Annotated in this window: 10 protein-coding genes and 1 pseudogene; 4 read left to right on the top strand and 7 right to left on the bottom strand. The window is 67.3% G+C overall.

Annotated features, from left to right (window positions below; translation table 11 throughout):
• Nucleotides 1-237: 237 nt before the first annotated feature.
• A pseudogene (locus LZP97_RS27490) lies at nucleotides 238-603 on the top strand (AAA family ATPase); the annotation flags it as partial.
• 57 nt (nucleotides 604-660) lie between these two features.
• Nucleotides 661-2,646, top strand: a complete 1,986-nt coding sequence (locus tag LZP97_RS27485; RefSeq protein WP_442792844.1) for a hypothetical protein — start codon at nucleotides 661-663, stop codon at nucleotides 2,644-2,646.
• A 40-nt stretch (nucleotides 2,647-2,686) separates the two neighbouring features.
• On the opposite strand, the gene LZP97_RS15505 is transcribed toward LZP97_RS27485, so the two are convergent.
• The 5 genes from LZP97_RS15505 to LZP97_RS15485 form a co-directional block, all read right to left on the bottom strand.
• On the bottom strand, nucleotides 2,687-2,938 hold the full coding sequence (locus tag LZP97_RS15505; RefSeq protein ID WP_010593398.1) for a DUF3263 domain-containing protein: 252 nt from the start codon (nucleotides 2,936-2,938) through the stop codon (nucleotides 2,687-2,689).
• Between the two features lie 75 nt (nucleotides 2,939-3,013).
• Nucleotides 3,014-4,459 (bottom strand): aldehyde dehydrogenase, encoded by a 1,446-nt coding sequence (locus LZP97_RS15500; RefSeq protein WP_010593397.1) that lies wholly within the window; start codon nucleotides 4,457-4,459, stop codon nucleotides 3,014-3,016.
• A 39-nt stretch (nucleotides 4,460-4,498) separates the two neighbouring features.
• On the bottom strand, nucleotides 4,499-5,605 hold the full coding sequence (locus LZP97_RS15495; RefSeq protein ID WP_029539947.1) for an NAD(P)-dependent alcohol dehydrogenase: 1,107 nt from the start codon (nucleotides 5,603-5,605) through the stop codon (nucleotides 4,499-4,501).
• A 2-nt stretch (nucleotides 5,606-5,607) separates the two neighbouring features.
• A complete protein-coding gene (locus LZP97_RS15490; RefSeq protein ID WP_099528045.1) occupies nucleotides 5,608-6,894 on the bottom strand; it encodes an NAD(P)/FAD-dependent oxidoreductase in 1,287 nt (428 codons plus the stop codon).
• A gap of 4 nt (nucleotides 6,895-6,898) precedes the next feature.
• The gene (locus tag LZP97_RS15485; RefSeq protein WP_099528044.1) at nucleotides 6,899-8,221 is read right to left on the bottom strand and encodes a cytochrome P450; all 1,323 of its coding nucleotides are present in this window, start codon (nucleotides 8,219-8,221) and stop codon (nucleotides 6,899-6,901) included.
• 368 nt (nucleotides 8,222-8,589) lie between these two features.
• Between LZP97_RS15485 and LZP97_RS15480 the strand changes: the two genes are divergently transcribed.
• On the top strand, nucleotides 8,590-8,910 hold the full coding sequence (locus LZP97_RS15480) for a 2Fe-2S iron-sulfur cluster-binding protein (protein WP_010593392.1): 321 nt from the start codon (nucleotides 8,590-8,592) through the stop codon (nucleotides 8,908-8,910).
• Nucleotides 8,911-8,982: 72 nt separating this feature from the next.
• Here the strand turns inward: LZP97_RS15480 and LZP97_RS15475 are convergent, their stop codons facing one another.
• Entirely contained in the window at nucleotides 8,983-9,930 is a 948-nt protein-coding gene (locus LZP97_RS15475; RefSeq protein WP_010593391.1) for a helix-turn-helix transcriptional regulator, read from the bottom strand.
• Between the two features lie 28 nt (nucleotides 9,931-9,958).
• The gene (locus LZP97_RS15470) at nucleotides 9,959-11,089 is read right to left on the bottom strand and encodes a LuxR C-terminal-related transcriptional regulator (RefSeq protein WP_234574749.1); all 1,131 of its coding nucleotides are present in this window, start codon (nucleotides 11,087-11,089) and stop codon (nucleotides 9,959-9,961) included.
• A 249-nt stretch (nucleotides 11,090-11,338) separates the two neighbouring features.
• Here LZP97_RS15470 and LZP97_RS15465 point away from each other — a divergent pair, with 249 nt between their 5' ends.
• Nucleotides 11,339-12,118, top strand: a complete 780-nt coding sequence (locus tag LZP97_RS15465; protein WP_234574747.1) for an enoyl-CoA hydratase/isomerase family protein — start codon at nucleotides 11,339-11,341, stop codon at nucleotides 12,116-12,118.
• The last annotated feature ends 216 nt before the right edge of the window (nucleotides 12,119-12,334 follow it).

Raw genomic sequence — 12,334 nt, 5'->3', positions numbered from 1 at the left:
GGACGGCGGCGGCGCTGGGGGAGGCGTTGCGCCGGGCCGGGACGGATCTGGGATACCTCATTGCCGACCTGCCGCTGCCGCTGGCGTGGGACGAGGAAAGCTCACCGCAGCGGGAAAAGCGTGAACCTGCGGGCACCGCGGCGTACCTGCGCCTCGATCCGTCGGCCGGGGCGTCCGGGCCCGTCCCTCCGCCCGCCGTGACCACCAAGTACCGCCCCCCCGGTCACGGCGCACGCGATGGTGCCGCGCGCCCGGCTGCTCGGCAGGCTCGGGACCGGAACCCGACCCCGGTTGATCTTGATTCATGGTCCGGCCGGATACGGCAAGACCACCGTGGCCGCCCAGTACGTGCAGATGCTCGAGCGCACCGGGGGGACGACCGCCTGGTTGTCGATCGACGAGGACGACAACACCCCGGCGTGGTTTCTCGCGCATCTCGTCGATGCGGTCACGGTGACCCTGCCCGGGTTGGGCAGAGAGCTGACCCGGGCGCTGGAGGGACACGGGGAGGGTGCCGAGCGGTTCGTGCTGACGACGCTGATCAACCGGGCGCACACGGGTGGACAGCACATCGCGGTGGTCCTGGACGACTGGCACCGGGTGACCAACCCTGCGAGCCGGGCCATCGCCCGGTTCCTGCTCGAGCAAGGGTGCCACCACTTGCAGCTGGTCGTCACCAGCCGGGCCCGGCAGGGTCTGCCGCTGAGCGGCCTGCGGGTGCGCAACGAGTTGATCGAAATCGACTCGGCCGCATTGCGATTCGACCTCGACGAGTCCCGGGAACTACTCACCGGCGCCACGGATCTGCAACTCGAGGACGAGGAGGTCGTCGATCTGGAGGAATCGACCGACGGGTGGGTGGCGGCGCTGCAATTGGCCTCGTTGGCCCTGCGCGAACACCGCGATCCGCGTGCGGCGATCCGGCACCTGTCCGGCCGGCACCGGGCTATCGGCGAATACCTCGCCGAGAACGTCCTCGACACCCTCGAGCCGGATCTGCTCGACTTCCTGCTTGCCACGTCGATCACCGAGCGCACGTGCGCTGCCCTGGCCACCGCCTTGACCGGTCGGGGGCATACCCAGACGGTGCTCGAAGACATCGAGGCGCGGAACCTGTTCCTGACGCGTCTCGACGAGGACGGGCAGTGGTTCCGCTACCACCACCTGTTCGCCGAATTCCTACGCCGCCGACTCGAGCGTGACGATCCGGAACGCCTGATCGGTTTGCATCTCACTGCCGCCCGGTGGTTTCTCGGACAGCATCTACTCAGCCCGGCTGTGGATCACTTCCTCGCCGCCGGCAGCGACGACGACGCGATCGATGCCGTCGAACACGAGGCGATACCGCTGCTCGAGCGCTCCCAGATGAGTACCCTGCTCGGGCTGGCCGCAAAGCTCCCCGGCACATCCAGCGCGCGTCGGCTGCGCCTGCAGACCGCGCTGGCCTGGGCGCACGCCGTCCTGCATCATCGCGCTGCCGCTGCCGAGGCGCTCGGCAACATCGCGGCAACTCTGCCGTCGGCAAGTGCCGACGAAGCTGACATCCGAGCCGAAGCAGCGCTCATCCAGGCCACGGTCAACGCCTTCGACGACCGGCTCGACGGTATGGATGCGGCGGTCGAGGCCTGCAGTGCCCGTTCCGACCGGCTACGCCCCTGGGTCGTGTGCGGCACCGCTGACGTCGCGTCGTTTCGCTCGATCCATCGGTTCGACTTTGCCGACGCCCGGCGTTGGCAGCAATGGGTACGTCCATACCATCGGCGGTCTTCCGGGCCCTTCAGCGTCATCTACGGGTACTGCCTCGACGGGCTGGCCGCAAGAGAACAACTCGACCTCGACGGTGCCGAGGCCAGTTTCCGCCACGCCATGCAGCTGGCAACCGAGCGAGGAGAGGAACTGTCCTACGGCTCCCGGCTCACCGGGGCCCTTCTCGGAGACCTGCTGTACGAACAGGGGAACCTGGCCGAGGCCGAGCGATTCCTCGACCAGAGCTACAGTCTCGGGGCAGAAGGCGGCACGGTCGATTTCATGCTGTCCACCTACGTCGTCGGTGCGCGCCTGAAGCACCGGCTCGGCAGGTACGACGCCGCTGCCGAGCGATTGAACGAAGGCGAACAGCTGGCACGCACCCTGCACCTTCCGCGCCTGTCGGCGCACCTGGTGAACGAGCGCATTCGCCTGGGAATCGGATCCGGGTATTTCAGCCCGGACAGCTTTCCTCGGCAGCTCTCGCAGGAACCGCAGGACGGTATCAGTCGGGTCACCACCGAGATCGCAGAAGAATCGGTCATCCGGCTCCTTGTTGCCGGCTCGCCCGGCGCCCGGACACAAGCCTGTGACAGGGCTCGCGTGCTTGCAGAGTCGATCGACGCCACCCAGCGGCCGAGAGCATCCCTCTATGCGGGCGTCTTGCTGACCGAGTGCCTCGCCACTGCCGGGTCGAGCCGTGAGGCGGAGCGCGTGGTTCTTCCGTTGCTCGAGCAATGCGCCGGGGTGAGGATCGTCCAGCCGTTGCTGGATGCAGGATCGGCCCTCCGCGCCCTTCTACACCGCCTCGCGCAGGAGGGAAGCGCCCACGCTCTCAGTCCCGCCACGGCTCTCTACCTGGACCGATTGCTGGAGAGCCCGTACCACCCACCGGGCTGATGTGGCTGTCCCGGGTCGCGTATCGGATCCGCCGTGCATGTCACCGTCGTCGGCTGCGCGACATCGGCTTCTGCTGGACGACTGGTGGATAGCCGAGTTTGCGTGTGCAGAGGTTCTTCAGACGGCGGCGGGTCCCGGCGTCGATCTTCGGTTGCGCGTCGAGGAGACATCGCAATCGGTGGTAGAAGTCGGTGGGGACGAGTCCGAACTCGGGAAGGATATGCTCGTCGCCGCCGCCGTAAGGTGCCCACTGCACCGCGAAGTCGAGCAGCGCGACTTCATCTTTCGTCATTGTGTCTCCTTTCCTGACACCTACCGCCGCGGGCGCGGTCGCATGCACGTGCATGCGACCGCGCCCACGCCGGGGTCATCGCATGTCGAGGTAGATGCTCTTGAGTTGTTGGTAGCTTGCCAGTCCTTCGGGTCCGAGTTCCCGTCCGAGTCCGCTGTTCTTGATGCCGCCGAAGGGGGCGGTGGGATCGTTGGCGTAGCCGTTGATGCCGACGGTGCCGCTGGCGATGTTGCGGGCGAACCGGGTACCGCGGTCGGGGTCTGCGGTCCAGACCGAACCGCCGAGGCCGTAGTCCGAGTGGTTGGCGATGGCCACGGCCTCGGCCTCGTCGGTGTAGGGGATGACCGACAGCACCGGGCCGAAGATCTCCTCTTGGGCGATGGTGTGCCCGGTCTGGACGTCGGCGAAGATGGTGGGCTCGACGAACCAGCCGTGCTCCGCGCCGGCGGGACGCTTGCCGCCGGTGGTGATGCGTCCGCCGTCCGACTTGCCCTTCTCGATGTAGCCTTCGACGCGGTCGCGTTGGCGGGCCGAGACCAGCGGTCCCATCTGGGTCGTGTCGGAGAGCGGGTCGCCGACCGCGATGCCCTTCGCGAGATCGGTGATGGTGTCGACGATCTCGTCGTAGCGTGAGCGCGGCGCCAGGACGCGGGTGCCGAGCCAGCAGATCTGCCCGTTGTTGAGCAGAGTCGCCGCGTAGAAGGATTCGACGTTCGCGGCGAGGTCGGCGTCGTCGAGGATCACGGCGGCGGACTTGCCGCCGAGTTCGAGGGTGACCGGGCGCAGCAGTTCACCGCAGGTGCGGCCGATGGCCCGGCCAGCGGCGGTGGAGCCGGTGAACGAGACCTTGTCGATGCCCGGGTGCGCCACCAGGTAGGCGCCGAGTTCGCGGCCGCCCGGGACGATGTTGAGCACACCGGCGGGCAGTCCCGCCGCGATCGCTGCTTCGGCCATCAGGAAGGCGTCGAGCACCGTCTCCGGAGACGGCTTGAGGACCACGGTGCAGCCGGCGGCGAGTGCCGGAGCGAGTTTGAGGAACGTGATGGCCTGGGGGACGTTCCACGGCACGATCGCGCCCACCACGCCGATGGGGGCGCGGGTGACGAGGGTCGCTCCCCCCAGCATGCCGGGACGGATCTCGTCCTCCTGCTGGGCCGCCATCTCGGCGTAGTAGCGCAGCAGGAGGGGCGGGAAGCCGCCCTCGAACTGCCGGGCCAGGCCGATGGGCATGCCGTTCTGGCTGCTCACCCGGGTTGCGGTGTCCTCGGCGCGGGCTTCGAGTTCGTCGGCGAACCGGCCCAGGACTTCGGCGCGCCGGGCGGCGCTCCAGGACGCCCAGCCGTCCGGGCCGGTGAATGCTGCGCGGGCGGCGTCGATCGCATCGTCGAGGTCGGACTCGGTACCGTCCGGGACCGAGCCGATCCGCTGTTCGGTGCTCGGGGAGATGACCGGGATCGTGGCATCGCCGGACGGTCGTACCCATCCGCCGCGGATGTAGAGCTCGGTGTAGTCGATCGTCATCGGGGTGTCCTTCTCGGGAAGTGTGTCGGGGTGGGGTGGTCAGTCCTGCACGAGCACGGGTTTGAGCACCTCGCCCCGGTGCTGGGCCGCGATCGCGTCGTTGATTTTCGCGAAGGGGAAGGTGGTGACGAGCTTGTCGAGCGGGAACCTGCCCGCCTTGTAGAGCTCGACCAGTTCGGGGATGAACTCGTCGGGGACACTGTCGCCTTCGATGATCCCGGTGATCGTCAGTCCCATGGCGAGGGAGTTGATGATGTTCAGCGGTACGGAGGCCGCCGGGTCGGCGGGCACGCCGATGAGGCCGATCTTGCCGTGGAAGGTCATGGCGCCGACGAGCGACTCGATCACGGCCGGGACGCCGGAGGTGTCGATCGCGTAGTCGACACCGGCCGGGACGATGGCACGGACCTGCTCGACGAGGGGGCCCGCGGCCGGATCGACGACGTGGGTGGCGCCGAGTTCGAGGGCGAGGTCGCGCCGGGACCGGTGGGGTTCGACGGCGATGATGGTGGTGCAGCCCTGCACGACGGCGCCCATGACGGCGGCCAGGCCGACCGAGCCGGCGCCGGCGACCAGGACCGCGGAGCCGGGCCGGCAGTCGAGGGAGCGCATCACCGCGCCGGCACCGGTCTGGATGCCGCAGCCGAGGGGGGCGAGGAGTTCGGCCGGGAGGTCGTGGGGAACCTTCACGACATTGCGTTCGAAGGCGAGGCTGTGGGTGGCGAAGGAGGACTGTCCGAAGAACAGGCCGGTGAGGCGTTCGCCGTCGGTGGTGGACAGCGGGCCGGTGCCGTCCTCGCGCACCCCGTCGTAGGCGAGGTGCATGAACTGGTGGCAGTAGGAGGGTGCCCCCGTGGTGCACGACGGGCAGGTCCCACAGCTGTGGAAGGTGATGCCCACGCGGTCGCCGGGTGTCACCTTGGTGACGCCGGAGCCGACTTCTCTTACGATGCCGCATCCTTCGTGGCCGAGGACGGCGGGCAGCGCGGTCGGGAGGGCGCCGTCGCGCGCGGCGAGGTCGGTGTGGCAGATGCCGACGGCCTCGATCTCGACGAGGACCTCGCCGGCCCTCGGTCCCTCGATGATGATGGGCTCGAGGGTGAACTCGGCGTGCGGCTCTCTTGCGACTGCTGCGAGTGCTTCCATCGTCACGTACTCCATGTCTTGTGGGCCGGCCCGGTCGGGGCGGCGGAAATCGTGATGCTCTGCAGAACGGCGTCCCGCATCGAGGTCGCGGGATCGGCGAGTGCAGTGGGATCGAGCTTGGTGCGGTTACCGATGAAGCGTTTGCCGGCCATGAATTCGGCTGCGGCGTTCACGGTCTCGACGGCGACAGGCACGCCGTCGCTGTCGAGGTGGAACAGGGCGAAGGAGGACTCGGACGGATTCCCGCGCAGGACTGCCCGGGTCTCGGGATCGACCATCCCCGCCATCTTCATCTTGAGGTCGAACTGGTCCGACCAGAACCACGGCACCTCGTGCGGTGGCAGTGGCGCACCGGTGATGACGGCTGCCGCCTGCTTCGCCTGCTCTACCGCGCTGGGAATGCTCTCCAGTCGCACCATCTTGCCCAGTGTGTCGTGCAGGCGGTAGGTCACATCCCCGATGGCGAGGACATGCGGATCGCTGGTGCGCGCGGAACCGTCCACCACGATCCCGGTGAGACAGTCGATGCCCGCGTCCCGAGCCAGCGCGTCGTTGGGGATCGCTCCGACGCCCACCAGCACCAGGTCGCAGTCGAGGTGGGTGCCGTCGGCGAGGGTGACTCCATCGACTCGACCGGCTGTCCCGGTGATCTCCCGGACCTCGGCTGCCGTGAGGATGCGTGTGCCGCGGTCGCGGTGGAACCGGGTGAGGACGGCCGACAGCTCCGGGCTGGCGACCCGCGCCAGCACCCGATCCTCACGCTCGACGACTGTGACTTCGCAGCCGCGGGCGCGGGCCGAGGCTGCGACCTCGAGTCCGACGTACCCGCCGCCGACGATGGCCAGGGAGGAGCCGGTGTGGACCGCCGCGCGCAGTTGTGTGGCGTCGGCGAGGGTGCGCAGGCTCAGGACACCGTCGAGGTCGCTTCCGGGGAGTGTCAGTGTCCGCGGTGTGGCGCCGGTGGCGAGGACGAGCGTCGTGTACTGGAGGATCTCGCCGGATGATGTCGTCGCGGTTCGCGCGTCCCGGTCGATGTGCACGACCGGATCGCCCAGCCGGGTCTCGATGGCGTTGTCGGCGTAGAAGGAATCCGGCTTGAGCCATTGCACGAACTCGTCGTCGGCGTACTTCTTCGACAGCGGCGGCCGGTGATACGGCAGATGTGCTTCCTCCCCGCACAGGACGATGCGGCCGTCGAACTTCTGTTGCCGCAGCATGCCGGCGAGTGTGCCGCCGGCATGCCCGGCCCCGACGATCACCACGGTGGGTGACGGGTGTGGCGTGAGCATCGTGTTACCCGGTGAACTCGATCTTGACGGGCATGTTCTTGAGTCCACCGACGAAGTTGGTCTGGATCATCTTGGTCTCGTCCACCAGCTCGAGGGACTCGATGTGGGGGAGCAGTTCCTCGAACATGATGCGCAGTTCCAGCTTCGCCAGATGCTGGCCGATGCACATGTGCGGGCCGTAGCCGAAGGCGATGTGCTTGTTGGGCCGGCGGGTGATGTCGAAGCGATCGGGGTCGGGGATGACCTCCGCGTCGCGGTTGCCCGACTGGTACAGCAGCATGAAGCGGTCGCCCTTCTTGATGTCGCGGCCGCGCAGCGTGTAGTCCTGCGTCGCCTGACGCATGAAGTGCTTCACCGGCGAGGCCCAGCGCAGCGACTCGTTGACGAGGTGCGGAGCGAGCGCCAGATCGGCCTTCACCTTGGCGAGCTGGTCCGGGTGGCGGCCGAGCTCGAGCACGCCGCCTGCGAGGGTGCTCGAGGTGGTGTCGTGGCCCGCGGTCGCGATGGCGATGAACCAGCCGTAGGCCATCTCGTTCGGGTAGTACTCACCGTCCTTGTCGCGGGCCAGGGAGATGATCGTCGCGAGGTCGTCTTTAGGGTTGGCGCGGCGATCCTGGAGCAGCCGTTCGAAGTACGCGTAGAAGTCCTGGATCGTGGCCACCCACTGCTTGGCGGCGGCGTCCGGGGTGAGCGGTTCGACATCCTCACGGACGGCGTCGGGGTCGGCCGTCCCGAAGAACTCCTGTGTCAGGGCCATCATGCGGGGCTCGTCCTCTTCCGGCACCCCGAACAGGCTCATGATGACGTGCAGCGGGTAGTTCAGGGCGAAGTCCTTGACGAAGTCGATCCGGCCGTCCGTATCGAGGAGTCGGGCGACGGACGCCTTGGCGAGGTCACGGATGGTGGCTTCCCACTTTGCGAGGTTGGTCGGCCGGAACCAGTCGATCGCGATGTCCTTGATCTCGGTGTGCTCCGGCGGATCGAGGTAGGTGAGGGTCTCCAGGATGCGGAGACTGCCGTTGTTGATGCTCTTGGTGAACTCGTCGCCGGCCTGGTTCGCCAGGATCGGGTTGACGGACCCCTTGTCCTCGCCGCCCGCGCTCGTGAAGATGTCGGGCTGGCGCTCGATTTCCATGATGTCGGCGTGCTTGCTCACCAGCCACAGCGGGTCGTACCCCTCGACCACGGCGCGGCCGAGCGGGTTGTTCTCGCGCAGCCAACGGTAGGCGTCGAACAACGCGTCGTTGTCCCGGTGTCCTTCGGGAAGGACGATCTGACGGGCGACGGTGTCCGGGATCAGCTCCGTGACCTGCTCTGTAGTGCTCATCGATTCCCCTTCGTGGTGCAGTGAGATCTTCGTGGTGCGGTGAGATGTAGCGCCGTACGTTGCGGCGCTCACGCTGACTGGAGTGAGTTCAGCCTGTCAGCCGTTAGGGTGAGGGGCATCACACCAGCGAACGAAAGTTGTCCACCTAACGGGGGATGTGTGCCCGGTCACCCCCGCTGCCCCGTGCCGGTCCGGCCGCAACTTTCACCCTCGGGGAGGGGGGTAATCGGTCGATGTGGTGATGCGTACGCCGAGTGACCGGCGACACAATGTGGACATGGAGAACGCGCCGCACCTTCCGGGTACGGCACTCGGCCCCGCGAGGCGGCCGCGCAGATGTTCACCGGTCGAACCTGAAGGAGATCGCCATGCCCACTGTCGTGTACCAGCTTCCGGACGGCTCGACGTCGTCCGTCGACGTCCCGGCCGGCCAGAGCGTTATGGACGGATCGGTACGCAACAACCTTCCCGGCATCGTCGCCGAATGCGGCGGCAGCTGCTCGTGCGCCACCTGCCACGTGTACGTGGACGAGGACTCCGCCGCGGTGTTCGGGCAGCCGACGGCAGAGGAGCAGGATCTTCTCGAGTTTCTCGACGGCGTCCAGCCGTGCTCTCGCCTCGCCTGCCAGCTCGTGCTGACCCCCGAGGTGGACACCATCACGGTGACCGTGCCACCTTCGGACGCCTGACGACGCGGCGCAGTGGGCCTGCATCGCCGGGCCCACCACGCCTGGACGAGTCACGGTGTCGGAGACGCCGAGTCACCGCGGGGTGGACTGATACTTCGCGATCAGTTCGGCGCGGTTGGTAGCGCCCAGTTTTCGGAGGATGCGTTTCACATGCGACTTGACCGTGTCAACGGTGATGACCAGCTCGGCGGCGATCGCGGCGTTCGAAGCGCCGGTGAGGATCAGCCGAACGACGTCCGCTTCGCGCTCGGTGAGCGGATCGAGCAGGCGCCGGTCCACGTCGTCGTGTTCTGTGTGGGACGGCGCGCTGTCGGGCGTGTCGCGTGGGAGCAGCGCGTCGAAGTCGGTGTCGCTGCCCCACCGCCGGGCGCTCTCGCGGAGGAGAAGGTCCTGGCGTTCGCGTCGCGATTCGAGGCCGACCCGCTCGAAGCAGCCGCCGAGCATTTCCGCGAACACGCTCAGGGCGTGGCGTCGTGGACCGTCCAGCACTGTGTCGACGTGCACGAGCGCAGTTGCCTTCCCGTCGACGACGACCGGAGCGGTAGAGAAACCATTGTCGCCCAGGGCATCTCGGAACGACTCGGCAACCACTTCGTCTACCGTGACCGTGTTCGTCGCGAGCGCGTGCGCTTCGGGCGAACCCGGCACGAGGTCGAACCCGGGGGGCAGCGACGGCGACGTGCCGGGGTCGGTGCTGAAGGAGATCACGGGAACGATTCGATCTCCCTCGAGCCGAGACAGGAGGACCTTCCGCGCAGAGCAGAGTTCGGCGACACGCTCGCACGCGCGTCGCAGGAGTTCCGCACTCGAGGCGGCATCGTCCAGGGCATGGACGGCACGATCGATGCCTGACGCAAGTGCACCGATCTCGGCGGACCGCTTCTCCGCGAAGGCCTTTCTGTGATCGAGGAGAACGACGAGGCGCCGGCCGAGCTCGGTGGCGCGTTCGGTGGTCGCGGTGCGCATGTCGGTGAGGATGTCCGAGATGGCGCGATCGAGCTCGGCGTCCCCGGTGTTCATGTCCGGATGTGCATGCGCTTCGGGTACGTCAGGCGCCACCGGTCACCGTCTTGGCGTTGGCGTACAGCGCTGCCACCTCGGCGCGCGTCGATACCCCGAGCTTTTTGAAGATCCGCTGGACATGGCTCTTGACGGTGCCGTCGGAAATGCAGAGCCGCCGGGAGATTGCCGCGTTGGTCGCCCCGGTCGCCAGGAGGGTGAGCACTTCGCGCTCGCGAGTGGTCAGCGACTGCGCGCGCGGAACGCCCGGGTCCCGCGACCCACTGTCCAGGGCCGCTACGTCGGAGCGGGACAGTTCACGGGTACCAAGTTCCGGCATCGTGACGGGTGCCTGCTCGAGGTGCCGTATTGCCCGGGTGAGACGTTGGATCTCGGCCTCGACGTGCTCGTTGCGCGCATGGATCTGCTGCCGCAGGTCGGCGCGTTCCTTCGACGAGGCGCACATCGCGGCGAGCGCGCCGACGATGTGGACGTCGGTGTCGGACAGTCCGTCGCTCTGCCGGTCGACGTGGATCATCGCCACTGCGCGGGAGCCGACGACGACGGGAACGGCGATGTATCCCGCCGGACGCGACAGGTCTATGAGGGGGCGGTACGTGTGCCGGTAGGTGTCGGCCGCCTCCACTGCGTACGGCCGGCGACGTCGGACCAGTTCGGCTTCCCGCGGGGCTTCCCGCAGGGAGATCTCCCGACCGTCGATGGCCTCGAGAAGTGGGTGGAAATCCCCTGTCAGTTCCGGATGGACGGCGAGCGCGATGGGTGACCAGATGGAACCGCGGACGACGGAGAACATGGCCTTGGCGTATCCGAGGTTCGTGCACAGTTCCTGCGTCACGGTCCGTGCGATCTGGTCGGCTCCGGCGTCGATGGTGCGCATCGCGTGTTGGAGCGCCTCGAACTGCTCGGTGTGCACGCGCAGGCGACGCGCAATGTCGTCACGTTCGGCGGCGTCGAGTCGTATGACGAGTTCGGCGAGCCGCACCGCCTGCTCGGGGGAGTTGGCGCCCTCCCGGAGTGTGCGGGCTGCGAATGCGCGGATCACCGCGGGGTCGGGCGCGCCACCGGCCGGGCGAACCAGGTTCGACTCGCTTCCGAGTAGTTCCTGCAGTTCTGCAATTGCCTGCTCGGCAAGCTCGAACGAACTCGTCGAAATGACCACTCACTACTCCTCGCGCCACGGCGGCCACACGGACGGCGGCGACGCCGTCGCGCCTCCCTGTGGCACAACACACAGTATAGAGAGTTGCATCGCCGGGACGTCCGGTCGCCGTCTGCGGCTCCCCTTCAATGTATATGGTCAGTCCAATCCCGTCAACCCCTTGGCGGGAATCGCTGCGATCGGCTCTTGTCTCCATCTGATCGCGACGCTAGGGTCGAATGGTAAGACCAAAATGGAAGGATGGGCAGTATGGCTCACCCCGTGCGATACGACGTCGACGAGCACGTCGCCGTCCTCACTCTCGACCGCCCGGAAACCCGCAACGCTTTGTCCGACGACCTGTTGGACGAACTCCTGGCCGCGCTCGAGCGCGCGCGGGCGGACGACGATGTGCGGGTTGTCGTGCTGGCCTCGTCGCACGAGAAGGTCTTCTCGGCGGGCGGGGACCTGAAGGCGTTCGCGAGCGACACCCCGACGATCGTCAAGTATGCGGGCCTGGACCGCTTCCCGCGGTTGTACCGACTCATCGGCGGTCTCGGGAAACCGGTGATCTGCGCCGCCGGTGGCGACGTGCTTGCGGGTGCGTTCGGGCTCGCGCTCGCCTGCGACTTCGTGCTGGCCAAGGAGTCGGCTCACTTCGGGTGCCCGGAGATCAATGTCGGCGTCTTCCCGTTCATGATCTCCGCGCTCATCTACCGGAACGTCGGCCGGCTCAAGGCCAATGAGCTGATGATGTATGGAGAGAAGCTCACCGCCGCGGAAGCTCGCGAACTGGGACTGGTGAATCGCGTGTTCCCGAACGGCGACTTCGATGCGGAGGTGTGTGCGTGGGCGCGCCGACTGGCGAGAAAGTCACCGCTGTTGATGCGCCTGGGCAAGGATGCGATCAACAACACTCGTGACATGTCGCTGCCGGACGCACTTGCGACGCTGCAGTCTCAACTGGCCCTTGCATTCACTACCGAGGATCTCGTCGAAGGTGTCACGGCTTTTCGTGAGAAGCGTTCGCCTGTGTGGAAAATGCGATGAAGGCTCCAGGGTCGTCTCCTGCGGTGCCGCCGTCGACAGGAACCGCGCTTATTGCCGGCCCGGCGACGGCCTCGAGGGATGCGGACGGCATGCGACATCGGTTGAACAGTGTGCCGTCGATGGTGAACATCTCTGGGCCCCTTTGCTTGCCGATCGACCGACGGGTGCGATGAGCGCTCGCGAATGTCACCGAAGGTGGTTGCCACTTCGGTCTAA

Source organism: Rhodococcus sp. DMF-1 (genome assembly GCF_021441945.1).
GTDB lineage: Bacteria > Actinomycetota > Actinomycetes > Mycobacteriales > Mycobacteriaceae > Rhodococcus > Rhodococcus ruber.
This window is presented reverse-complemented; position numbering and strand designations above follow the sequence as displayed.

What these genes read in the sequence shown, in the direction of transcription:
- LZP97_RS15505 (WP_010593398.1), bottom strand. Translation starts at nt 2,938, where the DNA reads ATGACGAAAGATGAAGTCGCGCTGCTCGACTTCGCGGTGCAGTGGGCA.
- LZP97_RS15500 (WP_010593397.1), bottom strand. Translation starts at nt 4,459, where the DNA reads ATGACGATCGACTACACCGAGCTCTACATCCGCGGCGGATGGGTACGA.
- LZP97_RS15495 (WP_029539947.1), bottom strand. Translation starts at nt 5,605, where the DNA reads ATGGAAGCACTCGCAGCAGTCGCAAGAGAGCCGCACGCCGAGTTCACC.
- LZP97_RS15490 (WP_099528045.1), bottom strand. Translation starts at nt 6,894, where the DNA reads ATGCTCACGCCACACCCGTCACCCACCGTGGTGATCGTCGGGGCCGGG.
- LZP97_RS15485 (WP_099528044.1), bottom strand. Translation starts at nt 8,221, where the DNA reads ATGAGCACTACAGAGCAGGTCACGGAGCTGATCCCGGACACCGTCGCC.
- LZP97_RS15480 (WP_010593392.1), top strand. Translation starts at nt 8,590, where the DNA reads ATGCCCACTGTCGTGTACCAGCTTCCGGACGGCTCGACGTCGTCCGTC.
- LZP97_RS15475 (WP_010593391.1), bottom strand. Translation starts at nt 9,930, where the DNA reads ATGAACACCGGGGACGCCGAGCTCGATCGCGCCATCTCGGACATCCTC.
- LZP97_RS15465 (WP_234574747.1), top strand. Translation starts at nt 11,339, where the DNA reads ATGGCTCACCCCGTGCGATACGACGTCGACGAGCACGTCGCCGTCCTC.